Source organism: Paraburkholderia sp. BL10I2N1 (assembly GCF_004361815.1).
Classification (GTDB): Bacteria; Pseudomonadota; Gammaproteobacteria; order Burkholderiales; family Burkholderiaceae; genus Paraburkholderia.
Genome location: NZ_SNWA01000002.1, coordinates 3,089,215 through 3,114,149, shown reverse-complemented (window position 1 = coordinate 3,114,149; position 24,935 = coordinate 3,089,215). Strand labels below are relative to the sequence as shown.

Here is a 24,935-nt window from a genome sequence, read left to right as displayed (position 1 = left end):
CATCATGCATGACATCGACGAGTTTCTGAAGAAACACCGCATCACCGAGATCGAAGCAATTATTCCCGACATGGCCGGGATCGCACGCGGCAAGATCATTCCTCGCAGCAAGTTCGAATCCGGCGAATCCATGCGCCTGCCGCAAGCGGTGATGATCCAGACCGTAACGGGTGACTATCCGGAAGACGGCACCCTGACCGGCGTCACCGATCCCGACATGGTTTGCGTACCCGACCCGTCGACGATCCGCATCATTCCGTGGGCTGTCGACCCCACCGCCCAGGTGATCCACGACTGCGTCCACTTCGACGGCACGCCCGTCGCCATCTCGCCGCGCCGCGTTCTGCGCCGCGTGCTCGAAATGTACAAGGCCAAGGGCTGGAAACCGGTTGTCGCACCGGAGCTGGAGTTCTACCTGGTCGACATGAACAAGGATCCGGATCTGCCACTGCAACCGCCGATCGGCCGGACGGGCCGTCCGGAAACGGGACGTCAGGCGTATTCGATCGAAGCCGTCAACGAATTCGATCCGCTCTTCGAAGACATCTACGAGTACTGCGATATCCAGGAACTGGAAGTCGACACGCTGATCCATGAGGTCGGCGCCGCGCAGATGGAAATCAACTTCCTGCATGGCGACCCGCTCAATCTGGCCGACCGCGTGTTCCTCTTCAAGCGGACCGTGCGCGAAGCCGCGCTGCGCCACAAGATGTATGCGACGTTCATGGCCAAGCCGATGGAAGGCGAGCCAGGTTCGGCCATGCACGTCCATCAGAGCCTCGTGGATGAAGAAACCGGCCATAACCTCTTCACCGGCGCGGACGGCAAGCCGACCGAACTGTTCGACGGCTATATCGCCGGCCTGCAGAAGTACACGCCTGCTTTGATGCCGATTTTCGCGCCCTATATCAACTCGTACCGCCGGCTGTCGCGCTTCATGGCCGCGCCGATCAATGTGCAATGGGGTTACGACAATCGCACGGTGGGTTTCCGGATTCCGCATTCCGGCCCGCAGGCGCGCCGGATCGAAAACCGCATCCCCGGCGTGGATTGCAATCCGTATCTGGCGATTGCCGCGACGCTTGCGGCGGGCTATCTCGGCATGACGCAGCGCCTCAAGCCGACCGAGCCGCTGATCAGCGACGGCTACGAGCTGCCGTATCAACTGCCGCGCAATCTCGAAGAGGGTCTGACGTTGATGGGCGCCTGCGAACCGATGGCCGAAATGCTCGGCGACAAGTTCGTCAAGGCCTACCTCGCCCTGAAAGAAACCGAGTATGAAGCGTTCTTCCGCGTGATCAGTTCGTGGGAACGCAGGCATTTGCTGCTGCATGTTTAAGACGGCGCAAGCAAAGGCAGAACAACTGGAGGCAACATGAGCTACAGAACAGAAGAAGTCGCATACGTACAACCCGCTCAGCCAGCGGCGAGCGCGCAGGTCGCACAGGTCACGCAAGGACGCAGCACCGCCGAGTATCGCGCGCTCGATGCCGCGCACCACATCCATCCGTTCTCGGACATGGGATCGCTCAATCAGGCTGGCAGCCGCGTGATCGTGAAGGCGCAAGGCGTCTATCTGTGGGATTCGGAAGGCAACAAGATCATCGACGGCATGGCGGGCCTGTGGTGCGTGAACGTCGGCTACGGCCGCAAGGAACTCGCCGACGCCGCCTACAGGCAGTTGCAGGAACTGCCGTTCTATAACACGTTCTTCAAGACGACCCATCCGCCCGTCATCGAACTGTCCGCACTGCTCGCGGAACTGGCGCCCGCGCCGTTCAATCACTTCTTCTACTGCAACAGCGGCTCCGAAGGCAACGACACCGTGCTGCGCATCGTCCATCAGTACTGGGCCACGCAGGGCAAGAAGCTGAAGAAGTATGTGATCTCGCGCAAGAACGGCTATCACGGCTCGACGATCGCCGGCGGCACGCTCGGCGGCATGGGCTACATGCATGAACAGATGCCGTCGCAGGTCGAACACATCGTGCATATCGACCAGCCCTACTGGTTCGGCGAAGGCGGCGACAGGACGCCGGAAGAGTTCGGCCTCGAGCGCGCGCGGCAACTGGAGACCGAGATCCTCGAACTCGGGCCGGAGAACGTTGCGGCCTTCATCGGTGAGCCTTTCCAGGGAGCGGGCGGCGTGATCTTCCCGCCGTCGACGTACTGGCCGGAAATCCAGCGGATCTGCCGCAAGTACGACATTTTGCTCGTCGCGGACGAAGTGATCGGTGGCTTTGGCCGCACCGGCGAATGGTTCGCCCATCAGCACTTCGGCTTCGAACCCGACCTGATCACGATGGCCAAGGGGCTGACGAGCGGCTATGTGCCGATGGGCGCAGTCGGCCTGCACGACCGCGTGGCGAAAGCGATCATCGAGAACGGCGACTTCAATCACGGCCTCACCTATTCCGGTCACCCGGTTGCGGCAGCGGTCGCGGTCGCGAACCTGAAGCTCCTGCGCGACGAGAAGATCATCGAGCGCGTGAAGAACGAGACGGGTCCCTACTTCCAGAAGCGCCTGCGCGAGACGTTCGCCAATCACCCGATCGTCGGCGATATCTCCGGCGTGGGGCTCGTCGCCGGCATCCAGCTCGCGAAGGATCCGAAAACACGCACGCGCTTCGAAAACGGTGGCGACGTCGGGACGATCTGCCGCGACTTCTGCTTCAACGGCAACCTGATTATGCGCGCCACCGGTGACAGGATGCTGCTGTCGCCGCCGCTCGTGATCACGAAGGAAGAAATCGATGAAATCGTATCGAAGGCGAAAAAGGCCATCGACGCGACCGCACAACAACTCGGCCTTTCATAACGGCAGTCCTTACCGGTGCGGGCGCGTGGCGACGCGCGCTCATGCCGGACCTTACCTTCAGGGGAAAAAAGCATGAGCGTTTGTCATCTTCGTCACGCGGTCGCGGGGGCCGCTCTTCTCGCCATGACGGGTCTGTCAGCGCTGTCCGCGACTCCGGCACTGGCGGCGGACACCGAACTGAACGTGTACAACTGGTCGGATTACATCGCCAAGGACACGATTCCGAACTTCGAGAAGCAGACCGGCATCAAGGTCAAGTACGACAACTACGACAGCGACGACACGTTGCAGGCCAAGCTGCTTGCAGGCAGCTCGGGCTATGACATCGTCGTGCCGACCTCGAACTACATGGCCAAGCAGATTCAGGCCGGTGTCTACCAGAAGCTCGATAAGTCGCAGATGCCGAACCTCAAGAACCTCAATCCGGTTCTGATGAAGATGATCTCCGACGCCGATCCGGGCAACCAGTACGGCGTGCCCTGGGCCTACGGCACGGACGGTATCGGCTACAACGTGCAGGCCGTGCAAAAAGCGCTCGGCGCGAATGCGCCGGTGGACAGCTGGGCACTCGTATTCGATCCCGCCAATCTGTCGAAGCTCAAGGGTTGCGGCGTGTCCTTCCTCGATCAGGCAGTCGACGTATTCGCCGCAACACTGCAGTACATGCACAAGGATCCGAACAGCACGAACCCGGCCGACTATCAGGCCGCTTTCGAAGTGCTGAAGAAAGTCCGCCCGTACATCACCCAGTTCAATTCGTCGGGCTACATCAACGACCTGGCGAACAACGACATCTGCGTCGCGCTGGGCTGGTCAGGCGACGTCGGTATCGCCCGACGCCGATCGATGGAAGCCAAGCGCTCGTACGAAGTCAAATTCTCGAACGCGAAGGAAGGCGGCCTGCTGTGGTTCGACGTGATGGTCGTGCCGAAGGATGCACCGCATCCGGAAGCGGCGATGAAGTGGATCAACTACATCGAAGATGCGAAGGTCAACTCGGAAATCACCAACGAAGTGTTCTATCCGACGGCGAACCTCGCCGCACGCCAGTTCGTGACGCCGGCCGTCGCACAGGACCAGACCGTTTATCCGCCGGACGACGTGCTCGGCAAGATGACGCTGATGAAGCCGATGCCGACCGACATCCTGCGGCTTGAAAACCGCCTCTGGGCCCAACTGAAAACGGGTCACTAACCGCCTCACCAAAACCGATATCCCCGGTACAGGGGTCGCTTGACCCCTGTACCGATCGAAGCAAGCTTTATCGCAGTCAGCCTGCGCCGTTAAACGCGCAGTCCCCTGTTTCCCGATCGCCGCGAACCTTTGTGAGCCGCCTCCCGCGCCTCGCACGGGGACGCTTACGCCTGCGATCCGCACGGAATGGCACCACCATGAACTTGACACCCACTCTCAGCGCCACTCCGGTGGCCCGCAACACGGCCGCGACGGCAAAGAAGCCGGACGAATTCGTCCGCATCGAAAACGTCGTGAAGAAATTCGGCGACAGCACCGCGGTCGACAACGTCAACCTGACGATCGCGAAGAACGAACTCTTCGCGTTGCTCGGCAGCTCCGGCTGCGGCAAGTCGACCCTGCTGCGCATGCTCGCGGGACTGGAGACCGCGACCTCCGGCAAGATCTTCGTCGATGGCGAAGACCTCGCCTCGCTGCCGCCCTACCGACGGCCCGTGAACATGATGTTCCAGTCGTACGCGCTGTTTCCGCACATGAGCGTCGAGGCCAACGTGGCGTTCGGCCTCAAGCAGGAAGGCACGCCGAAGAACGAGATCAGGGAGCGCGTGGGCGATGCGCTCCATCTGGTGCAGATGAGCAGGTATGCGCAGCGCAAGCCGCATCAGCTCTCCGGCGGCCAGCAGCAGCGCGTGGCGCTCGCCCGCTCGCTGGTCAAGCGGCCGAAGCTGCTGCTGCTCGATGAACCGATGTCCGCGCTGGATAAAAAGATCCGCCAGAAGACCCAGCTCGAACTGGTCAACATTATCGAGAAGGTCGATGTCACCTGCGTGATGGTCACGCACGATCAGGAAGAAGCGATGACGATGGCAAGCCGCCTTGCCGTCATGAGCGAAGGCCGCATCGTGCAGATCGGCTCGCCCAGCCAGGTCTATGAATTTCCGAACAGCCGCTTCTCGGCCGAATTCATCGGTTCGACCAATCTGTTCGAGGGCCTCGTCGTGGAAGACGAGCCGGATCACATCTTCGTCGAAAGCGAAGACCTCGAAGCCCGCATGTACGTGAGCCACGGCATCACCGGGCCGCTTGGCATGCCGGTGGGCATCTCGGTGCGCCCGGAGCGCGTCAGGGTGTCACGCGAGCGTCCCGCCTCGCCGCACAACTGGGCCCGCGGCGTGGTCTCGGATGTCGCCTACATGGGCAGCTATTCGCTCTATCACGTGCGCCTGCCCAGCGGCAAAACCGTGATGTCGAATCTCTCCAGTTCGTACCTGATGAACGAAGGTGCGCCCGCCTACAACGACGATGTCTTCGTCTCCTGGTCGCCCGCAAGCGGCGTGGTGCTGACGCAATGAGAACGCCTGCCCCCACCTCCGTGCTGCCTGGTGCAGCCCCCGCGAATCCGCGCTTCGTCGCGCTGCGCGCGTTTCTCTCGCGCTTCGTGCCCTCTGGCCGCACGACCGTCATCGGCGTGCCCTTCCTGTGGCTGACGGTCTTCTTCGCGTTACCGTTCGTGCTGGTGCTGAAGATCAGCTTCGCGGACCTGCGCATGGGCATTCCGCCCTACTCGGAACTCGTGACCATCAAGGACGGCGTCGTGCATTTCGCCATCCAGCTGAGTCACTACGCGTTCCTGCTGCAGGACGACCTGTATATCGCGACCTACATCAGTTCGCTGAAGATGGCTGCGGTCTCAACCATCTGCTGCCTGCTGATCGGTTACCTGATTGCGTACTACATCGCGCGCTCGGAACCGCAGACACGCAACCTGCTGATGATGGGTGTGATGCTGCCGTTCTGGACGTCGTTTTTGATCCGCGTCTATGCGTGGATCGGCATTCTGAAAGACGACGGTCTGCTCAATCACACACTGATCTCCATCGGTCTGATCCACTCGCCGTTGCGGCTGTACCACACTGATATTGGCGTCTATATCGGCATGGTCTATTCGTACCTGCCGTTCATGGTGATGCCGCTGTACGCGCACCTCGTGAAGATGGATCTGACGCTGCTCGAAGCCGCGTACGACCTCGGCGCGAAGCCATGGACCGCCTTTACCCGCATTACGTTGCCGCTGTCGAAGAACGGGATCATCGCGGGCAGCCTGCTGGTGTTCATTCCGGCGGTGGGCGAGTACGTGATTCCTGAACTGTTGGGTGGCGCCGACACGCTGATGATCGGCCGCGTGATGTGGGATGAGTTCTTCAACAATATGGACTGGCCAATGGCTTCCGCGGTGACGGTGGCGATGGTGCTGCTGTTGCTGGTGCCGATGGCCGTCTTCCAGTACTACCAGGTGAAGGAGCTGGAGGGCACAAAATGATCAAGCCAAACAAACCCCTTTCCGCCGGTGTGCTGACGCTCGGGTTCCTGTTTCTTTACATCCCGATCTTCAGCCTCGTCGTCTACTCATTCAATGAATCGAAACTCGTCACGGTCTGGTCCGGCTTCTCGCTGAAGTGGTACGCGGCGCTGCTGCAGGACGATGAACTGCTGACCGCCGCCTGGCTGTCGCTCAAGATCGGCTTGTTGACGGCGTGTGCGTCGGTCGTGATCGGCACCTGGGCGGGCTTCGTGCTGGCGCGCTTCGGCAGGTTTCGCGGCTTTACGTTCTTCGCCGGGATGATCAACGCGCCGCTCGTGATTCCCGAGGTGATCCAGGGCATCTCGCTGCTGCTGCTGTTCGTCGCGCTCGAACAGATGCTCGGCTGGCCAAGAGGCCGCGGCGTGCTGACGATCTGGATCGGCCACGTGATGCTGTGCGTGTCCTATGTGGCGATCATCGTGCAGTCGCGCGTCAAGGAAATGAACCGGTCGCTCGAAGAGGCGGCGCTTGATCTCGGCGCCACGCCGCTCAAGGTGTTCTTCCTGATCACGCTGCCGTTGATTTCGCAGGCGCTGATGTCGGGCTGGTTGCTGTCGTTCACGCTGTCGATCGATGACCTCGTGCTGTCCGCGTTCCTCTCCGGCCCCGGCTCCACGACGCTGCCGCTCGTCGTCTTCTCGCGCGTGCGGCTCGGCCTGAATCCGGAGATGAATGCGCTCGCCACCATCTTTATCGCTGCGGTGACGATCGGGGTGATCGCCGTCAACAAGTGGATGCTGGCACGCGAGCGCAAGCGCACCCGTGACATGCAGATCGCGTTCGCCCAGGCCGAACCAGCCGATGCCAGTCCCGCAGTACCGCAACCCGCCACCGTACGGCAGTCACTCGATACGGCAAAAGCATAAGAAGTTCTTTGCAATACGACCAACAAGGAGAAATTTGCATGAGAAAGAAACTCATCTGTCTGCTGGTGGCGGGGAGTCTGCCTGGCCTTGCCATGGCAGATGCCACCAGCGACCAGATCAAGGCCCTGCAGGCCCAGCTCAACGCGCTGCAAAAAGAAGTCAAGCAGCTGCGCGCAGAGGTGGCCAGCAAGCCGAAGGCCGCTGCAACAGCGGCGGCCCCGGTGGCGCCTGTCGCTGCGCCGGTCGCGGCAGCGCCGCTGGACATCACTTCGCCTGAATACGGCAAGGCTCAGGCAACGTTGACCAACGACGAAGTAACCGCGATGAAGCAGCAGATCGCGAACCAGCAGTTGAAGGTCGATTCGCTTGAAGACGCGGCCAATACCGGGCCGATCGCAGGTCTTTCGGTGACGGGCTATATCGATCCGACCTACGTCTACAACCGTGCGCAAAGTTCCTCGTCGTTCCTGTTCGCGAACCACGAAAACGCCTACACGTACTACAACAGCACGTTCGGCGACCTCTACCTCGACATCAAGAAGACCTTCGGCGTAGGCCCGATGGCGCCGTCGGCGGAAGTCACGTTGATGCCGAACCGCGGCAACGGCATCACGTTGCTGCAGAATTCGCACGGCGAGATCGGCAACAACATCCTGAACACGGCCGTGGTCAACGTGCCGATGACGGCGGAAGCGACCTTCGTCGCCGGTCTGATCCCAAGCTTCGGCGGCTACGAAGTGCAGCAGTCCAACCAGATGCTGACGCTGACGCACAACCTGCTGTATGACTTCTCCGATCCGGGCAGCTATGTCGGTATCGGCGCGAACTACACCAAGGGTAACTGGGCCTCGAAGTTCTTCCTCGGCAACGAGCAGTATCGTACGTTCGGCTCGATCACGCAGACGGGCGTCAATGCGTTGGGCGACCCGATCACGACCAGCAACAAGGTACCGACCTTCACGGCACGTACGGACTACACGTGGTCGAGCGCGCTGGATATCGGCGGCTCGTTCAACATTGGCCGGCAGACACTCCCGAGCGCGTTCAACGCGGCGACGAACACCACCGCATTCGGTGTCGGCGGCCAGGCGCCTAGCGCCTATGGCGCGTTCCTCTTCGGCGAGGTCGACCTCACGTATACGTTGGCGGACGTGCAGTACAACGCCGAAGTCGACTACGGTCAGCAGGACCATGCGGCCTTCAACGGTGGCCAGGCACAGTGGTACGGTATCTCGCTGCTCGCCCACCGCAAGTTCAACCTCGAGGGCATCGGGCGGATGGGTGCAACGCTGCGCTATGACTACCTCGCTGACAGCAAGAACGGCGGCGGTGGCGGTGGCATCGCGCTGAACTCGAACGGCATGGATACCGCCAACGGCTTCGGCATCGGCGCTGACTGTCTGGCGAACTCGCAGGCGAACGGCGGCCTCGGCTTCGAATGCAAGGGCGCGAACCGTCAGGACGTCGCACTCGACCTGCTGTTCTATCCGACCCAGCAGATCCAGGTCAAGGTGGAATATCGCCACGACTGGGCCAACAACAAGGTGTTCCTGCGTAACGACGGTTCGTACGGCAAGTCCAACGACCTGCTCGCCACGCAGTTCATCTACTCGTTCTAACGCTGCACGCCGAAACATCGCGCCCGGTTTTCAAGGCGCGATGTTTCGGCCCATCCTGTCCTTCCTGCCTATGCTCAGGCTTTCGAACCAGCCCCACGCCGCGTCGTACTACGCGGCCACCGTCAACGACACAACCCGCCATCCCGCGCTCGACGATTCCATCACGGTGGACGTCTGCGTGATCGGCGCCGGGCTGACCGGCATCTCCGCCGCGCTCAATCTCGCAGAACGCGGCCATTCCGTCGCGGTCCTCGAAGCATCGAAGGTCGGCTGGGCCGCGAGCGGCCGCAACGGCGGCCAGCTGATCGGCGGCTTCGCGTGCGACATCGATACGTTCGCGAAGTACCTGCCCGCCGACGACGTAAAACGCGTCTGGGATATGGGCGCGGAAACACTCGATATCGTCAGGGAGCGGGTCGAGAGACACCAGATCGACTGCGCGTTGACCCCCGGTTACCTCACCGCGGCGAACAAGCCGCGGGACGTCGAAGCGTTGCAGCAATGGCGCGACGAAGCTGCAAGGCGTTTCGGCTACGACCGTTTCAAGTATGTGGACGGCAACGCGATGTCGCACTATGTGCAATCGTCGCGCTACCTGGGCGGATTGTTCGACCCGGACAGCGGTCATCTTCATCCGCTCAATTACACGCTCGGCCTCGCTCGCGCCGCCGTCGCTGCTGGCGCGCGCATCTTCGAAGACAGCTGCGTCACCGCACTGCGCGCCGAAGGTGGGCGGCACGTCGTCGAAAGCGCCCGCGGCAAGGTGCATGCGAAGTTCGTTGTGCTCGCATGCAATACGTATCTCGGCTCGCTTGCGCCCGCCGTCGCGCGCAAGATCATGCCGGTCGGCACCTACGTCGTCGCGACCGAGCCGCTCGATGAAGCGCGCGCCAACGCCTTGATGCCCGCGCAGGCTGCAGTCTGCGACAGCCGTTTTGTGCTTGACTATTTCCGGCCGTCGAAGGATCGCCGCCTGCTGTGGGGCGGCAAGGTCAGTTACTCGAAGCTTGCGCCGCGAAATCTGGCACAAGCCATGCGCAGCGATATGCTGAAGACCTTTCCGCAACTCGCCGATGTCAAAATCGACTATGTGTGGGGCGGTTTTGTCGATATCACGATGAATCGGGCGCCGCATTTCGGACGCCTTTCGCCCACCGTCTACTTCGCGCAGGGTTTCTCGGGGCACGGCGTCAACACGACGGGGCTCGCGGGCAAGCTGATCGCGGAAGCGATCGACGGGCAGGCGGCTCGCTTCGATCTCTTCGGCAAGATCCCGCACCGCGATTTCCCCGGTGGCGATACACTGCGTACCCCTGCCCTCGTGCTCGCGATGGCCTGGTATCGGATGAAGGATCTGCTGTGATGACCAACGACAGTCTCGACCGCCGCGCCGACGCGCTCGCGCGCGACTCTTACTACGAAGCGACAGCCAGCCGGCCGCTCGCGGACGACCCGATGCTCGACGGCATCCATGAAGCCGACGTCTGCGTGATCGGCGCGGGTTTTGCGGGCCTTTCCGTCGCGCTCGAATGCCGGGCACGCGGCCTGTCGGTGATCGTCGTCGACGCCCATCGTCCGGGCTGGGGCGCATCGGGACGCAACGGCGGGCAGACGCTCGTCGGTTTTGCGAAAGATGAAGTCATCGAAAAGCAGCTCGGTCTCGACGGCGCGCGCGCCGCCTGGGCCATGTCGGTCGAAGGCGTGGCACTCGTGCGCGAGCGAATCGCGCGCTACGGCATCGACTGCGATTTCACGCCCGGCTATCTGACCGTTGCGACGAAGCCCAAGCGCGTGCCGGATCTGCGCGCGTGGATGGAAGCTGCTTCGTCCCGCTGGGGCTATGGGAATCTGTCATGGCTCGACACCGACGCGATACGCGCGCGCATTGCGTCGCGCAACTATCTCGCGGGCGTCTACGATCCGCTTTCGGGCCATCTGCACCCGCTCAAATATTGCCTCGGTCTCGCCGATGCTGCGCGGCTTGAAGGCGCGCAGCTCTTTGCGCATTCGCCGGTGCTGGAAGTGGTACGCGGCTCGCGCCCCGTCGTCCGCACCGCGACGGGAGAAGTGCGCTGCCGCTTCGTCGCTGCCTGCGGCAACGCAACACTCGGCGACGTGCTGCCCGCCGAAGTCGCTTCGCGCATTGCGCCGATCGCTTCCTACATCGTCGCGACCGAGCCGCTCGGCCGCGAGCGCGCAAATTCGCTGATAGCGGGACGCGCTGCCGTGTGCGACAACAATTTCTTTCTCGACTACTACCGCGTCGCCGCAGACCATCGCCTGCTGTTCGGCGGCCGCGCCAGTTCCACCGGCGCATCGCCCGCGCAGCTCGGGGAAGAGATCCGCCAACGGATGACGGGCGTCTTTCCGCAACTATCCGACGTCAAGATCGAATTCGCGTGGGGCGGCTTTGTCGATGTCACGCGCAATCGCGCGCCGGATTTTGGTTCGATCGATTCGAACTACTACTACGTGCAGGGCTTTTCCGGACATGGTGTGGCATTGACGGGCGTTGCAGGGCGCGTCGTCGCGCAGGCGATGGCGGGCGAGACCGGCGCCTTCGATCTCTTTGCGAAACTTAGGCATGCGCGTTTTCCTGGCGGGCCGGCGTTTCGCGGCCCGGCGCTCGAACTCGGCATGCTGTATCACCGGATTCGCGAACTGTTCTGAGCGGCTGCCAGTGTGACGACAACCAGGGCGTAATCGAGGCACAATGGTTCACTGCCTGCGGCAGCAGCATGATCCTTGCCGCAGGCCTTCATGGACCGTTTCCTGACGATACGCCAATGACTACCCAACTGACCTCCGCCATAGCGTCGAAATTCGCTGCGCTGGCGCTCGACCACCTCACGCGCGAGTATCCGAACAAGCTCACCCATTCGCTTGCCGGTCCGCAGGACGTGCAGGGTCCACGCGCGCTCCATCCGATCTTTTACGGCAGCTACGACTGGCATTCGTGCGTGCACGGCTACTGGCTCGTGCTGCGCCTGATCGATCGCTTTCCGGACCTGCCTGAGGCGGATCGCATCATCGCGGTCGTTGAAGAACATTTCACGGAGAGGAATGTCGCCGGCGAACGTGTGTATCTGGATCTGCCCCACAATCGCGGCTTTGAACGGCCGTACGGCTGGGCCTGGCTGCTTGCGCTTGCCGCGCAGGTGCAGTCGATGAAACTGCCGCAGGCCCAGCGCTGGACGCAAACGATCGCGCCGCTGACGGACACCTTCGTCGAGCGCTTCGAGGAGTTTTTGCCGAAGGCAACGTACCCGTTGCGCGTCGGCACGCACTTCAACATGGCGTTTGCACTCGCGCTGTCACTCGACTTCGCGCGCCAGACCTCACGCGATTCGCTCGCCGGCCTGATCGTCGAAACGGCGAAGCGCTGGTATCTGAATGACGCGGGGTGCCAGGCGTGGGAGCCGGCCGGCGACGAATTCCTGTCGCCGTCGCTGATGGAAGCCGAGTTGATGCACCGCGTGTTGCAGCCCACGGAATTCGTCGAGTGGTTCGGCCGTTTCCTGCCCGACGTTGCCCGACGCGAACCGGCCACGCTATTCCTGCCAGCCACCGTCACCGATCGCAGCGACGGCAAGATTGCGCACCTCGACGGCCTCAATCTGAGCCGTGCGTGGTGCCAGCGGTCCATTGCGCGTGCGCTGCCCGATGGCGATGCGCGTGTCGCCGTCCTGCGCGAAGCGGCGGACACGCATCTCGGCGTGGCACTCGCGCACGTCGCGGGCGACTACATGGGCGAACATTGGCTCGCGACCTTCGCGCTGCTTGCGCTGGAAGCGTAGAAAAACAAAAGCGGACGGTCCCAGCCTGGGGCATCCGCCTGTCCGGTTGCGCGACCCGGCTACCGGGCGCTAGCGCGAAATCGTCTCCAGCGCCCGCCCTTTGGTGCGCGGCCCCATCAGACCGATCACGGCCATTACGATCAGCATCGCACCCGCAATAAAGACGAACACGCCGGTCGCTCATCCGTTCGATGTTCGCGATGATCGTTTGCGCGTAACGCAGCACGGTTTCGCCTACCGGTGTGACCGTCACGCCGCGCGACTGCCGCTGGATCACGGGCAGGCCGACCAATGCCTCGATCTCCGCGATGCGCCGGCTGACCGCGGACGAGGCGCAGCACGACAAAAAGTGGATATTTGCGGCGGGCCGCGTTCGGCGGCCCGTTCGTTCGTCACAGTCCACGTATCGCTGTGAATGGCGCAACGCGTCTTTAGTGCGGTACGTTCACCACCCCGCGGTTCACGCCGATCGCATTGCTGCCGGGGTTCGCCACGATGGCCGGCAGGTTCGCCACGCTCAACTCGGGCACACCGCTCGCCGTGACGCCGCGCGGCACCGTGCGGATCACCTGCGACGGCGGTAGCGGCGTGCCGTTCTTCAGGTGGCTCCACATCAGGTTGAGCGCCTGGATGTTGTAGTAGTGGACCGGCACGAAGCGTGAGTCAAAGCCGGACACGCCGAGGAACGCGTCGAAATGCTGTCCGTTCGTCACCTCGTAGAACGACAGCTGGCTGCGCGAGCCTTCCCTCACGCTGTTTGCCGCAAGATACGCGCGCGACGCATGATTCACCGGCACGAGTGCATCGCTGCGGCCCTGAACGATGATCGCGGGCTTGCCATGCAGGTTTGCATTCACGCGGATCGCCTCGACACTCGCCAGCATGCGCGAGTCCCTACCTGTCCATAGCCTGCGTACGCATGCCGCACCCGCGAAGCTTGCATCGGCTGTCGCGAGCCGGTGGTCGGCCCCCCCTGGCGGCGTGACGTTGTAGACGAGACTGATGCCGTTGGTCGGCGGCACACCGTTGCCCAGCGCGAACACGGTCAGCATCGGCGAGACGGCTGGTGTCACGCCCGCTGCGCCTGAAGGGTTCGTCGTGCCGAAGCTGAAGCCGCAAAGGTTGTCGATCACGCTCGACCTCGTGTACGCATCGGCGTACGTGACGGCGACGGCCGGCACGGCCTGCGAGTCCCACATGGGTGCGTGCAGGAGATCGGAATCGGCTTCATAACCTGCCTCGTGCAGCAACGTGAGCGCGTCGTTCGCCTGGGTTTGCGTGTCGGTGCCGTGTATGTAGCCTGCCGCTGCCAGCGAAGCGCAGCGGGCCTGGCGGATGGCCGACGTTGTCGCGGTGGGCAACGCCGTCAGATACGGAGCGCCCGAGGCCGCCTCCGCGAGTGCGGCGCATGGCTGGAGCAGGTTGGCGAGCGTCATGTAGTCCGCCAGCGGTTTGCCGGCCGCGGCGATACGCTGGCCGCCCTCGATCACCTGCGCGTTGTCGGGCATCCGGACGTTGACCTGTGGCTCGCCGACCACTACCGCCGTGATCCACCCTCCCGTATCCTGCTCGGCGGCCTCGAGCGACGCGCCACCGCCGTTGCTCACAGACGCCGCGATCGTCGTGATGCTGCCCTGCCGGTAGCGCACGCCGTGATTCGACGGGCCGACGCGCGGCGCAAACTGCTGGTTCAACGCCCAGTACGCGAACTGCACAGCCGCGAGCGTGTCCCTGCCCCAGTCCTCTTCCGGGTTCTGCTGCGAATGTGCATGCTTGAACGCATAGCGGTTCGGAAACGCCTGATTGTAGGTCGCCAGGCTGCCTGCGGGCACTCTGGCGGTGAAGAGACTGCTGCCCCCGGCGGCGGCGGCATCGGCGAGGCGGCCATCAATCAGCGTGACGAGACCGGTCATCAGTTCGTGGGCTCCATTGCCGGTGCCCTTGTCGGTATAGGCGACCGCACAGCCGCGCTTGAGTCCCCACTCGCCAGCCGCCGATATCGCGCCGTAGACCCCGCGCGAACCCGATGATGTCGCCGTGACAATGCACGGGTTCGCCGGATCGAAGCTCGCCGGCACCTGAACCAGCAGGCTGACGTTCTGCCGGCCACGGCCGTCATCGGCATACGCCAGGTATTCGGTGCCGGCGATTTTTCCCTCGCCAAGCGTGTCATTCCCGGTCAGATCAACATTGGGCCCCCAGAGACGACCGTAACCACCGCTCGGCTTTATGTCGACGAGCGCGCGGTAATTCGTCCAGATCGCGAGCCGCCGCAACTCGGCTGCCGTCGGGCTCGCCGGGTTTGCAATAGCGGGTGCCGCGCCTGCGAGCCCCGTCTTGCCAAGGCCGGCTGTCAGCAGATCGTCGCTGACGCCGTCATACGTGGTGGTCCTGAGGCTGCTTGCCACGACGAACGACGGCAGGCGATTCAGGGCGGGCCGCCCACCGTCGTGATCGTCGGCCCACGCGCCGGGGACGAGTACTGCACCCACTAGCGCGGCACTGAGCAATACCGCTGCACGCCGGGTTGCGGTCGATTTGTCTCTCATCGGTTTCTCCTTGTCTGTTCTTCGGATGCGCCGCTCACCGCCCGTCTTCCAGATGAATGCGGAACACCTGGCGTGGCCTGCCAGCGTCCCGGGTGGGGCGAGTTCGGCCGACCGTACAGTGCAAAGGGCGGCCGTCTGGGAACGTCGGGTCACGGCGTCAATAGACATTAGAACGTCGGGGCCCCGGATACAATGAAGGTTTGCGCGGTCGGCATGCCCGTCGTGCAGGCGGTGTCAATCATTTCAGATCTGCAGCAGGGAGCGGCATGACGAAGGTTGAACAGAGAAACGACCTGATGGAACTGCGCGAACTCGTTCGTCAGTTCGTGAGCGAGCGCGACTGGGACAAATTCCACACCCCAAAGAACCTGGCCACAGCGCTCAGCGTAGAAGCGAGCGAGTTGCTCGAACCTTTTCAATGGCTTGTCTCGGGCGACAAAAGCGAACTGGACGAAGCGAAGCTGACCGCCATCCGGCACGAGATGGCCGACGTGCTGGTGTACCTCGTTCGCCTCGCGGACAAGATGGATGTCAATCTCTTTCAGGCTGTGCTGGAAAAGATGGCCCTCAATCGGGCGAAGTACCCAGCCGATAAAGTGCGCGGCGACTCGCGAAAATACTCCGAGTACAAAGACGGAAAGCAATGAGACGATCAACCGGGACGTCCGCCGCGACACCGACGCCTGGACAGTTCAGACTTGCCCTTTGCGACTTATTTCGGATGACACTCGAAGGCGAGTTCGGAGTCGTGCTCGTCAAGCATCCGCACGCCGCTCGTCGTTTCGAGTTTGACGCTGCTTCGCATGCCGCGCTGTGCGCACCAGGCATCGGCCTGGGCGAGCGCGGCCTCGTGCGCGCGCGCCCACGCGAGGTGCCCGCCGCGGGCGTTTGCCGTCACCTTGAAGACGTCGGGCTTGTCCGTCGCGACTACGCTGCTGGCGGTTGCACAACCGCCTAGCAGGAACGCCCCGGCAACAATGGCCGAGACGAGCCGCGTCACCCTGTGGCGCGCAGCCAACGCCGACTTCGCGAACGCGGTCATGCCCGTCGTTCGTTCATCCGGGATACACGCCGCGCCTGCCTGCTCTACGCCCGTTAGCAACTGAAAACGCTCACTTTCGGCTCGGGTGCGAAGATAGATCTCGCTCTTCATTGAAGACTTCCATGCGGTCGCAAGCCGTGTCGCGAGAACGCATCACGCGCCCGAAAACCGGCCTGCCATCTGTCGGACAGGCCCACGCACCTCATATTCGACGCGTAGGCCGAAAGCTGGAAGTATGGCGGATGCCGGACGCAAGATCAGCCAGCATGTGATGAACACTGCGTTTCGGTGACGTTAACAATCGCCGTCGACTCCACCGCTGGAGGTTCGTCTTCCAGCGGGCCGGCGTGAGTGCCATCCGGGACGAAGCGCACCGAGTGCCGGCACGCACAGGCAGTGGCCGGACGACGCGGCTCGAATACCTGCCGTCCGGCGCAAGGCGCTTCCCGGGCTACTGCACGACCCGGGCTCTCAGCCGCGCGTACTCGTCTTCCGAAATCGCCCCTGTCGACTTCAGGCGGTCAAGCTTTTCGATCTCGTCGGCAGCACTGAAACCGACGACCTGACGCAATTCATCGCGAGCCTGTTTCGCTCGCGCTTCGTTGCGCTCAGCCATGCCACGCCCCTGCGTCAAGAGGTACGCAAAAATGCCGATATAAGGCAACAGAATCAACAGAATGACCCATAGCACCTTGCCAAATCCCGACACATCGTGGCGGCGGAACAGGTCGCTCGATACGGTGATGAGCAGCCAGAACCACAAGATAAACATGAACACGGAAAAGATGTCGACCACAAAATTGGTGAATGTAAAGCCACCTGAAAATAGCATTGTCGTTCTCCCGTTATTCCGCTTGCGATTGAAATAATCAGCGTGCCGATGCATCCTTCATTACAGGCCGTAGCACAACAACGTGCATCATCATTCGAATTGCCACGCAATTATAGGTTCTTTTCGCACGTCACTTAGAAAAGCTAATCAAACCGGCTGATAAATTCTGTGTCGGGGGCACGCCAGCATAGGTGAACACGGCAATGAAGATATCGAAACGTCGTTTAAAGCGAATTCGGGCAATGCAATATGCATCCACCATTCTCTCGTCTGCGACTTTGCCGCAAGCATCCGCACTTCAGACAAACCGATCCTCCTTCGACCCACCGCGGGACCTCTGCGCCCCAAAAGGGGGGACGGAATTCTTTGCCGGCGTCGGGGTTTCATCCTGACCCGAACCTCTCCTGTGACGCGTTTGTCACAAACGGCCAGGCGTGCAGCGGAAGCCGCTCCAAAAATATTCCCAGCCGGATGTCGATTTCGTCCGGGCTCGTTCGTCGTCAGGTAAAGCGGTGCTTCCAGCCGGCTCCCTCTGCATGGAACGCCTCCTTCAGGCACGGCTGTGCCTCCTTTTCCACTGAGGTAAAACCCGATGAAACCCAGGCTCTACGCCCACCCTTTTTCCTCATACTGTCAAAAGGTTCTGGTTGCGCTGTACGAAAACGACACGCCGTTCGAGTGGCGCCTGCTGTCGCACGATAACCCGCAAATAGTGGAAGAATTCTCCGCGCTTTGGCCGCTCAAGCGCTTTCCCGTGCTCGTGGACGCCGGTCGCACGGTGATCGAGGCGAGCATCATCATCGAGCATCTTGGCCTGCACCATCCGGGGCCGGTGAGGCTTTTGCCCGCGGATGCCCGAGCCGCGCTGGACGTTCGCACCATGGACCGCTTCTTTGACAACTACATCTCGACGCCGCAGCAGAAGATCGTGTACGACAGCCTGCGCCCGGAGTCGGAGCGCGACGCGCGCGGCGTCGCCGAGGCGCGCGCGATGCTAGACACCGCTTACGGCTGGCTCGACGGGATCATGGCCGGCCGTGAGTGGGCGGCCGGTGACGACTTCAGTCTGGCTGATTGCGGCGCCGCGCCATCGCTGTTCTATGCCGACTGGACGCATCGCATCGCCCCATCGTTCCCGCACGTGATCGCCTACCGGCAACGACTGCTCGAGCGCCCGTCATTTGCACGCGCCGTCAACGAAGCGCGGCCGTATCGCCCGCTATTCCCGCTTGGCGCGCCAGATCGAGATTGAGCGCACCTAAGCACCATTGAGCGCCGTTGATTCGCCCACTCCAGGAGACTGATGATGACACCCGTCCCGCCCTTCGTTCCCGCCACCGAACTCGCCAGGCGCAACAGCATGACCCTCCCGAACGAAAGCGACGCATACCGCCGCGCACGCAACGCACTGCTCGCCGAAGAAATCGAACTACGGCGGCACATCGAACGTGTCGCCGAACAGCGTCGCGCCCTACCGCCCGGCGGCAAGGTGACTGTCGACTACCGCTTCCAGGGCGAAGCCGGCCCGCTCGATCTCGCTGGCCTTTTCGGCGACAAGCCGACCCTCGTCGTCTACAGTTTCATGTTCGGCCCGCAGCGCGAGCGGCCCTGCCCGATGTGCACGTCGTTGCTGGGCGCCTGGAACGGTGAAGCGCGCGACATCGAACAGCGCGTGGCGCTGGCCGTCGTCGCGCGCTCGCCCATCGAGCGCCTCCTCGCGTTCGGCAAGGAGCGCGGCTGGCGCGATATCAAGCTCTATTCCGATACCGACGGCCGCTACAGCCGCGACTACCATGCGCTGACCAAAGACGGCGGCGACGACGCGGCCATCACGGTCTTTACCCGTCGCGACGGCGTCATCTGTCACTTCTGGAGCGGTGAAATGGGCTTCGAAACCGCGGACCCCGGCCAGGACCCGCGCGGCGCACCCGACCTGATGCCGATCTGGACCATCCTCGACATGACGCCCGAAGGGCGAGACGCCAACTGGTACCCGAAACTCGACTACCGGGACTAACGCACATTCGCCGGGCCACGGCACTTGCTGCCTCCTCCCGGTCGGCATAGAGTGTTCGCACAATCTACAGGCCGACCGCGGAGGGTCTGATGTTTGGCAACCTGATCTTTCGACAACTGTATGACGTAACGTCGTCGACCTATACCTACCTGTTGGGCGACCGGCAAAGCAGACAGGCCGTGATCATCGACACCGTGTTCGAACAGCATGCCCGCGACCGCGCGCTGGTAGAGGAACTCGGGCTGCAACTGACTGCCGCGCTCGACACGCATTGCCACGCCGACCATGTCACCGGCGCCTGGCTGATGCAGCAAGCCACCGGATGCAGGATCGGCGTCTCCGGACGCTACGGCGATGCGTTGCAGGGCGCCGACCTGCGGCTCGATCATGGCGACCGGGTGACGTTTGGGAAAATGCACCTGGATGTGGTCGCCACGCCTGGGCATACCATCGGATGCCTCACCTACATCACCCACGACCGGCGCATGGCCTTCACCGGCGACGCCCTGCTGATCCGCGGGGCCGGCCGCTGCGATTTCCAGCAAGGCAATGCGGCTATGCTCTACCGCTCGATTACGACGCAGATCTTCAGCCTGCCCGACGACTGCCTCGTCTTCCCGGGGCATGACTATGCCGGCCGGACCGTATCGTCCGTCGCCGAGGAGCGGGCATACAACCCGCGCATCGGCGGCCACGCCGATGAGCGCGACTTTGTCGGCTTCATGGAAAACATGCAGTTGCCGCACCCCAAGAAAATCGACGTCGCAGTCCCCGCCAACCTGCGTTCGGGTAAACCGGAGAACGGCGAGGTGCCTCGCCCGGCGGACTGGGGGCCGGTGCGGCAGAGCTATGCCGGACTGCTCGAAATCGAACCGGAGTGGGTTGCCGAGCATCTGGGCGACGTGCACGTGCTCGATGTTCGTCAGCGCGAGGAACTGGATGAGCCGCTGGGCCGCATCCCCGGCGCGCTGTTCATTCCACTGAACGAACTCCAGAACCGCCTGACGGAAATTCCCAACGACCAGCCGGTGGTCCCCGTGTGTCACTCCGGGATGCGTTCGGGCCAGGCGACGGTCATGCTGCGCCAGGCTGGCTTCCCGCGTGTCGCCAACCTGCGAGGGGGCATGCTGCTCTGGCAACAGACAGGGCTACCGGTGGTGCACGGCGAAGGGCCGCAGGCTTAGGCTAGCCGGTGATATCGAAGATCCTTCGCTGCTCGATCCGGATCGGGACAGGCGTCAGCGCCGAGCCCTCGCATGGCCCGTCGACGCACATCCCGTCCTCGAAGCGAAACATCGCACTGTGATGCGCGCACATCAGCAGTTCGGCGTCGTAGGCCCAGAATGTGTTCGGCTCGTAGTTCAGCGGAATCGAAAAGTGCGGGCAGACGTTGCGATAGGCCCAGGCGGCATCGCCGCGGCGCAGCACGACGATGCCCGGCCCGCCGGCCTGCCCGCTGAACTGCCTGAGCGGTATTTCGAGCGCGCCGCCGTCAGGAATGTCGTCGAGCGCGCATAGATAGCCGGGCTGCTGTTCGAGACTCACCGCATTCATGGCCGCCTCTCAGGAGCGTTGCCGCACGAGCACGAAGTCGCGCTCGACTTCGAAGAACGGGCCAGGCAAGTCCCACTCTTTTGCGCTCGCCGCATTGTCGTTCGGCACGTAGTCGACCACGAGCGATGGCTTGACGCCGAACACCGCATCCGACTGGACATACGGATCGCCCGCGGAGAAAAGCGCCGTGGTCAGCGTCTCGTACCCCGGCGCTTCGATCAGGAAGTGCACGTGCGCAGGCCGCATCGGATGACGTCCGGTTGCGAGGAGCATTTGCCCGACAGGGCCATCGGTCGGGATCGGATAGCTCGTCGGCTTGATGGTCCGAAACGCGTATTCGCCGTTCGGTCCCGAGCGGAATTTGCCGCGCAGATTGCTCTCCGGCTGGTCGGGGTCCTGGCCTTCGTACATGCCGTTGTTCGCGGTCTCCCACACTTCGATCAACGCGCCGGCCACCGCTTTGCCCTCTTCGTCGACAAGGCGTCCACGAATCAGCGCCGGTTCGCCGTCGGTGCGCGCGATGTTCGCGCCGAAGTCTTCCTCTTTCGCGCCTTCGCGATAAAATGGCCCGAGCAGGCTGGTCTCGGTGGATTCGTCCGGGCGCCCGTGATTGATCGCATCAACCAGGGTCGACAGCCCTAGCGTATCCGAGAGCAGGATGAATTCCTGGCGTATGCCGACGCACTTGTTGCCGGTCGCGGTCAGGAACTCGATGCCGCGGCGCCATTCGTCACCGGTCAGCTCGACCTCGGTCGCGAACGCGTGCAGGTGTTTCACGAGCGCCGTCATGATCTGCTTAAGGCGAGCGTCGGTGCACTCCGAAAACGTATCGAGCACGGTGGCTGTAATGGAATGGGTTGTCTCTCTGCTCATTTGTCACCTCATGCACGGTGGGTGGCCTGCGGCGTATCGAGGGTATCCGTCATGCCGCCGGTTGACCGTTTCTGCGCCGGGTCCGCGTCAACGAACACCACGCGCCGGCCCACCGGAAACAATTGCAGACCGAAGCGGCTCGACACAAAGCCCCACAGACCCTGTGGAAAAAACATCGTCACGACGATAGCCAGCGCTCCGAGCCCGATCAGATACCAGGTGCCATAGTCGGACAGAAACCGGTTCAATACAAAGAAAATCAGTGCGCCGATAATCGGCCCTTCAAGCGTACCCAGACCGCCGATCATCACGATGAAGATGCCGAACGCGGTCCAGTTCACGGAGAACGCGGCATCCGGCGAGATGCGCAGATTGCCGAGAAAGTACAGGCCGCCAGCCAGCGCCGCGCCGCACGCAGAAACCAGATAAACGATGAGGCGCGCGCGCTTCACATCGACGCCCTGACTGCTGGCGGCAACGGCATTGTCGCGCATGGCGGTCAACGCGAGGCCGGCTCTGGAGCGCAGAAACACATACACCAGACCGATGGCCGCCGCGACGATGGCAAGCGCGAGCCACAGCGTAAGCGACTCCCGCAACGCACGCGGCACGTCCTGCAGCGCCGTTAGACTCGTCCCTGAGCCTCCGCCCAGCACCGATACGTTCGCCACCGTCAGGCGGAACACCTCTGCGATCACCCATGTCCCGATCGCGAAGTATCCGCCTTCCAGACGGAACGCCACCCGCGACACCGGGATCGCCACCACCGTGGCGACGACTGCCGCAAGCGGCACCGCGACGAATGGTGACACCCCGCCGTAGTTCGAGAGTATCAGCATCCCATAGCCGCCGATGCCGAAGAACGCCTGCTGTCCGATCGACACCATGCCGCCGTATCCGGCGAGCAGATTCCACATCATTGCGAAAACCAGATACGACGCGAGTTGCACGAAGTCGTGCAGCGCATCGCGCCCGGCCCACCAGGGGGCGCTGGCAACCGCCAGCGCGACGATCAGCAATCCGGCCACGGCCACCCTGCTCGCGCGCGTCGCACGGTGCACTTCGAAAGATGAGGCGGGTCGGTTCAAATGCATGGTCATGTCGACACCTCTATGCGGTTTTGGGCAACAAGCCCTGCGGCCGGGCAACCAGCACGCAGAGAAACACCACGTGGCCAAGCCAGATGCCCCAGCCGGGGTCGAAATAGAAGCCCGCCTGCTGCGCAATGCCGAGCGCCATGCCACCGACGAACGTTCCCCAGAACGAGCCCATGCCACCGATGATCACCGCCTCGAAGGCATACAACAGCAAGGCAGGTCCATCTGTCGGGGACACGGCAGTGCGCATCGAATAGAGTGCGGCGGCCACCGCGATCAGCACGAACGCGATACCCATCGCCAGCGCATAGGTGCGACGGTACGAGACGCCCATCAACTGAACGATCTCGCGGTCGTCCGAGGTCGCGCGAAAGGCGCGGCCGAGTGGCGTTTTGCCGAACAGCCACTGCATCGCGAATGCGAGCGCCACGGCTGCGGCGAGTGTGGCAAGCGGCAGATAGCCGAGCGTGATGCCGCCCGCGAGGGTGATGCTCTTCGCTTCGAAGCTGCCTGTGGCAATCGAGCGCGGGTCTGCGGAAAACACCTGCTGCAGCACGTTCTGGATCACGATCGACAGCCCGAAGGTGACGATCAGCGAAGGCAGCGGGTCGCGGCTGCTAACCCGGTTCAAAATCGCGTATTGCACCGCGTAGCCGGCGCCGAACGCGATTACGAGCAACAACACGATCGCAACGGCAAGCGGCAGATGAGCGAACGCCGTCAGGGCGAACAGCACGAACACCAGCAACACGATGAAGTCGCCGTGCGCGGTATTGGTGAGCCGCATCACGCCGAATACGAGCGACTGCCCCATTGCAAAGAGCCCATACAATGCCCCCAGCAGCACGCCCTGCACGACGATATTGATGACCGTATTCATGCGACAGCTCCAAAATACGCCTGCGTGATTGCCTCGTCGGAGACATCGGCCGATATGCCCGACAGCGACACACGCCCTTCCTGGAAGCAGTAGAAACGCGATGACACGCGGCGCGCGAGCTGCACGTCCTGCTCGACCACGATCGCGCTCATGCCGTCGGCCACAATGGCGGGCAACGCCGCATAGATCTCGCGCACGATGACCGGCGCGAGGCCGAGCGAAAGCTCGTCGCACATCAGCAGGTCCGGGTTGCTCATCAACGCGCGGCCGATCGCGACCATCTGCTGCTGGCCACCCGAGAGCGCAGTGGCGGCATGATGGCGGCGCTCGCGCAACGCCGGGAACAACGCATAGATGGTTTGCAGGTTCCATCGCCCCGGACGTTTGCTATACGCGCCTAACAGGAGGTTTTCTTCGACAGTGAGGCTCGCGAAGAGCCGCCGGCCTTCCGGCACGAGCGCAATGCCCTTGCCGACGATATGCTCCGGTGCCGTCCCGCCAAGCGGCTCACCGCGGTACAGAATCTGCCCGGCACGCGAGCGCAGCAGCCCGGCCACCGATTTCAGAAAGGTCGATTTGCCCGCGCCATTCGAACCGATCAGCGCAATCACTTCGCCTTGCGCCACCGTCACGTCGATTCCGAACAGTGCCTGGAAATCACCGTAGAACGCAGTGAGAGCGTGCGCCTCCAGAAGAGCCGACATGGTCATGCCTCCAGTCCGAGATAGACCCGCCGCACCTCGGGATCGTCCATCACAGCGGCAGGCAGGCCTTCGGCGAGCCGCTTGCCGAAGTTGATGACGAGCAGCCGGTCGGCCACCGCGAGCAAGGCATGCACGACGTGCTCGATCCACACGATCGTCACGCCGCGCTCCTTTACGCTGCGAATTTCATCTACGAGTTCATGTGTCTCCGGTTCGGTCAAACCGCCGGCGATCTCGTCGAGCAACAGCAGTTGCGGCTGCGTCGCGAGTGCGCGTGCCAGTTCGAGGCGCTTGCGGTCGAGCAGCCCAAGCGTGCCCGCCAGCTGGTTTGCGCGCGCCTTGAGGCCGGTGCGTTCGAGGACGTCGATGCAGACCTCATAGGCGGCATGTTCTGTCAGCTGGCCGCCGAAGGTCGCGCCGACCAGCAGGTTCTCGAACACCGTCATGCCGCCGAACGGGCGCGGCACCTGATACGACCTGCCGATTCCAGCAGCGCAGCGGCGATGCGGCGGCAGGTGCCGGACGTCGGCGCCGTCGAACTCGACGCCGCCCTTATCGGGCCGCACGTCGCCGCTGACGAGATTGAACAGCGTCGTCTTGCCGGCGCCGTTCGGTCCGAGGATGCCGTACGTCTCACCCCGTTCGACGGCGAAGCTGATATCGTCGGTCACCAGCAACGCCCCGTAACGCTTCGAGACGCCAGTCAGTTTCAGCACAGCACTCATCGCAGT

Annotated in this window: 23 protein-coding genes and 1 pseudogene; 14 read left to right on the top strand and 10 right to left on the bottom strand. The window is 62.9% G+C overall.

The genetic code is table 11. From position 1 onward, the window contains the following. The first annotated feature begins 4 nt into the window (after positions 1 to 4). The 10 genes from B0G77_RS36420 (at position 5) to B0G77_RS36375 (ending at position 12,656) form a co-directional block, all read left to right on the top strand. The gene (locus tag B0G77_RS36420) at positions 5 to 1,339 is read left to right on the top strand and encodes a glutamine synthetase family protein (RefSeq protein ID WP_133666592.1); all 1,335 of its coding nucleotides are present in this window, start codon (positions 5 to 7) and stop codon (positions 1,337 to 1,339) included. A gap of 36 nt (positions 1,340 to 1,375) precedes the next feature. Further along, on the top strand, positions 1,376 to 2,818 hold the full coding sequence (locus B0G77_RS36415; protein WP_133666591.1) for an aspartate aminotransferase family protein: 1,443 nt from the start codon (positions 1,376 to 1,378) through the stop codon (positions 2,816 to 2,818). A 72-nt stretch (positions 2,819 to 2,890) separates the two neighbouring features. Beyond that, positions 2,891 to 4,012 (top strand): polyamine ABC transporter substrate-binding protein, encoded by a 1,122-nt coding sequence (locus B0G77_RS36410; protein WP_133666590.1) that lies wholly within the window; start codon positions 2,891 to 2,893, stop codon positions 4,010 to 4,012. 197 nt (positions 4,013 to 4,209) lie between these two features. Beyond that, the gene (potA, locus tag B0G77_RS36405) at positions 4,210 to 5,364 is read left to right on the top strand and encodes a polyamine ABC transporter ATP-binding protein (protein WP_133666589.1); all 1,155 of its coding nucleotides are present in this window, start codon (positions 4,210 to 4,212) and stop codon (positions 5,362 to 5,364) included. Then, positions 5,361 to 6,332 carry an ABC transporter permease subunit gene (locus tag B0G77_RS36400; RefSeq protein WP_133666588.1) on the top strand — a complete coding sequence of 324 codons (972 nt, stop codon included), beginning with the start codon at positions 5,361 to 5,363 and terminating at the stop codon, positions 6,330 to 6,332. Before potA ends, B0G77_RS36400 begins: the two co-directional genes overlap by 4 nt. Further along, positions 6,329 to 7,240, top strand: coding sequence for an ABC transporter permease subunit (locus B0G77_RS36395; RefSeq protein ID WP_133666587.1), 912 nt, complete (start codon positions 6,329 to 6,331; stop codon positions 7,238 to 7,240). The genes B0G77_RS36400 and B0G77_RS36395 overlap by 4 nt, the downstream gene beginning before the upstream one ends. 38 nt (positions 7,241 to 7,278) lie before the next feature. Continuing rightward, complete coding sequence (locus B0G77_RS36390) at positions 7,279 to 8,859, top strand: DUF3138 family protein (protein ID WP_133666586.1); 1,581 nt, start codon at positions 7,279 to 7,281, stop codon at positions 8,857 to 8,859. 70 nt (positions 8,860 to 8,929) lie between these two features. Further along, a complete protein-coding gene (locus B0G77_RS36385; protein WP_133667029.1) occupies positions 8,930 to 10,222 on the top strand; it encodes an FAD-binding oxidoreductase in 1,293 nt (430 codons plus the stop codon). Further along, entirely contained in the window at positions 10,222 to 11,529 is a 1,308-nt protein-coding gene (locus B0G77_RS36380) for an FAD-binding oxidoreductase (RefSeq protein WP_133666585.1), read from the top strand. The genes B0G77_RS36385 and B0G77_RS36380 overlap by 1 nt, the downstream gene beginning before the upstream one ends. A gap of 116 nt (positions 11,530 to 11,645) precedes the next feature. Beyond that, complete coding sequence (locus B0G77_RS36375; protein ID WP_133666584.1) at positions 11,646 to 12,656, top strand: DUF2891 domain-containing protein; 1,011 nt, start codon at positions 11,646 to 11,648, stop codon at positions 12,654 to 12,656. A 178-nt stretch (positions 12,657 to 12,834) separates the two neighbouring features. On the opposite strand, the pseudogene B0G77_RS45640 reads toward B0G77_RS36375, so the two are convergent. Beyond that, positions 12,835 to 13,011, bottom strand: a pseudogene (locus B0G77_RS45640) (LysR family transcriptional regulator); the annotation flags it as partial. A 76-nt stretch (positions 13,012 to 13,087) separates the two neighbouring features. Further along, the gene (locus tag B0G77_RS36365) at positions 13,088 to 15,205 is read right to left on the bottom strand and encodes a D-(-)-3-hydroxybutyrate oligomer hydrolase (protein ID WP_133666583.1); all 2,118 of its coding nucleotides are present in this window, start codon (positions 15,203 to 15,205) and stop codon (positions 13,088 to 13,090) included. 266 nt (positions 15,206 to 15,471) lie between these two features. Between B0G77_RS36365 and B0G77_RS36360 the strand changes: the two genes are divergently transcribed. Beyond that, positions 15,472 to 15,852 carry a nucleotide pyrophosphohydrolase gene (locus B0G77_RS36360; protein WP_133666582.1) on the top strand — a complete coding sequence of 127 codons (381 nt, stop codon included), beginning with the start codon at positions 15,472 to 15,474 and terminating at the stop codon, positions 15,850 to 15,852. A gap of 65 nt (positions 15,853 to 15,917) precedes the next feature. On the opposite strand, the gene B0G77_RS36355 is transcribed toward B0G77_RS36360, so the two are convergent. Together B0G77_RS36355 and B0G77_RS36350 are read right to left on the bottom strand one after the other, a co-directional pair. Further along, positions 15,918 to 16,358: a hypothetical protein gene (locus B0G77_RS36355; protein ID WP_243751353.1), complete on the bottom strand. Its 441-nt coding sequence runs from the start codon at positions 16,356 to 16,358 to the stop codon at positions 15,918 to 15,920. A gap of 340 nt (positions 16,359 to 16,698) precedes the next feature. Continuing rightward, positions 16,699 to 17,079 carry an SHOCT domain-containing protein gene (locus B0G77_RS36350; RefSeq protein ID WP_133666581.1) on the bottom strand — a complete coding sequence of 127 codons (381 nt, stop codon included), beginning with the start codon at positions 17,077 to 17,079 and terminating at the stop codon, positions 16,699 to 16,701. Between the two features lie 592 nt (positions 17,080 to 17,671). Between B0G77_RS36350 and B0G77_RS36345 the strand changes: the two genes are divergently transcribed. From B0G77_RS36345 to B0G77_RS36335, 3 genes are all read left to right on the top strand, one after another. Continuing rightward, a complete protein-coding gene (locus tag B0G77_RS36345; RefSeq protein ID WP_133666580.1) occupies positions 17,672 to 18,331 on the top strand; it encodes a glutathione S-transferase family protein in 660 nt (219 codons plus the stop codon). A 54-nt stretch (positions 18,332 to 18,385) separates the two neighbouring features. Next, a complete protein-coding gene (locus B0G77_RS36340) occupies positions 18,386 to 19,096 on the top strand; it encodes a DUF899 family protein (RefSeq protein WP_133667027.1) in 711 nt (236 codons plus the stop codon). Positions 19,097 to 19,197: 101 nt separating this feature from the next. Then, complete coding sequence (locus tag B0G77_RS36335; protein ID WP_208116577.1) at positions 19,198 to 20,280, top strand: MBL fold metallo-hydrolase; 1,083 nt, start codon at positions 19,198 to 19,200, stop codon at positions 20,278 to 20,280. Position 20,281: 1 nt separating this feature from the next. Here B0G77_RS36335 and B0G77_RS36330 read toward each other — a convergent pair whose 3' ends face one another. Genes B0G77_RS36330 through B0G77_RS36305 form a run of 6 tightly spaced genes read right to left on the bottom strand, consistent with a single transcriptional unit; the run spans position 20,282 to position 24,929 of the window. Beyond that, complete coding sequence (locus B0G77_RS36330; RefSeq protein WP_133666578.1) at positions 20,282 to 20,650, bottom strand: Rieske 2Fe-2S domain-containing protein; 369 nt, start codon at positions 20,648 to 20,650, stop codon at positions 20,282 to 20,284. 9 nt (positions 20,651 to 20,659) lie between these two features. Next, positions 20,660 to 21,523, bottom strand: coding sequence for an intradiol ring-cleavage dioxygenase (locus B0G77_RS36325; RefSeq protein ID WP_133666577.1), 864 nt, complete (start codon positions 21,521 to 21,523; stop codon positions 20,660 to 20,662). Positions 21,524 to 21,531: 8 nt separating this feature from the next. After that, positions 21,532 to 22,623 (bottom strand): branched-chain amino acid ABC transporter permease, encoded by a 1,092-nt coding sequence (locus tag B0G77_RS36320; protein ID WP_133666576.1) that lies wholly within the window; start codon positions 22,621 to 22,623, stop codon positions 21,532 to 21,534. Positions 22,624 to 22,633: 10 nt separating this feature from the next. Beyond that, a complete protein-coding gene (locus tag B0G77_RS36315) occupies positions 22,634 to 23,500 on the bottom strand; it encodes a branched-chain amino acid ABC transporter permease (protein ID WP_133666575.1) in 867 nt (288 codons plus the stop codon). Continuing rightward, entirely contained in the window at positions 23,497 to 24,204 is a 708-nt protein-coding gene (locus tag B0G77_RS36310; protein ID WP_133666574.1) for an ABC transporter ATP-binding protein, read from the bottom strand. Before B0G77_RS36310 ends, B0G77_RS36315 begins: the two co-directional genes overlap by 4 nt. Positions 24,205 to 24,206: 2 nt before the next feature. Further along, positions 24,207 to 24,929 carry an ABC transporter ATP-binding protein gene (locus B0G77_RS36305; RefSeq protein WP_133666573.1) on the bottom strand — a complete coding sequence of 241 codons (723 nt, stop codon included), beginning with the start codon at positions 24,927 to 24,929 and terminating at the stop codon, positions 24,207 to 24,209. Between the last annotated feature and the right edge of the window lie 6 nt (positions 24,930 to 24,935).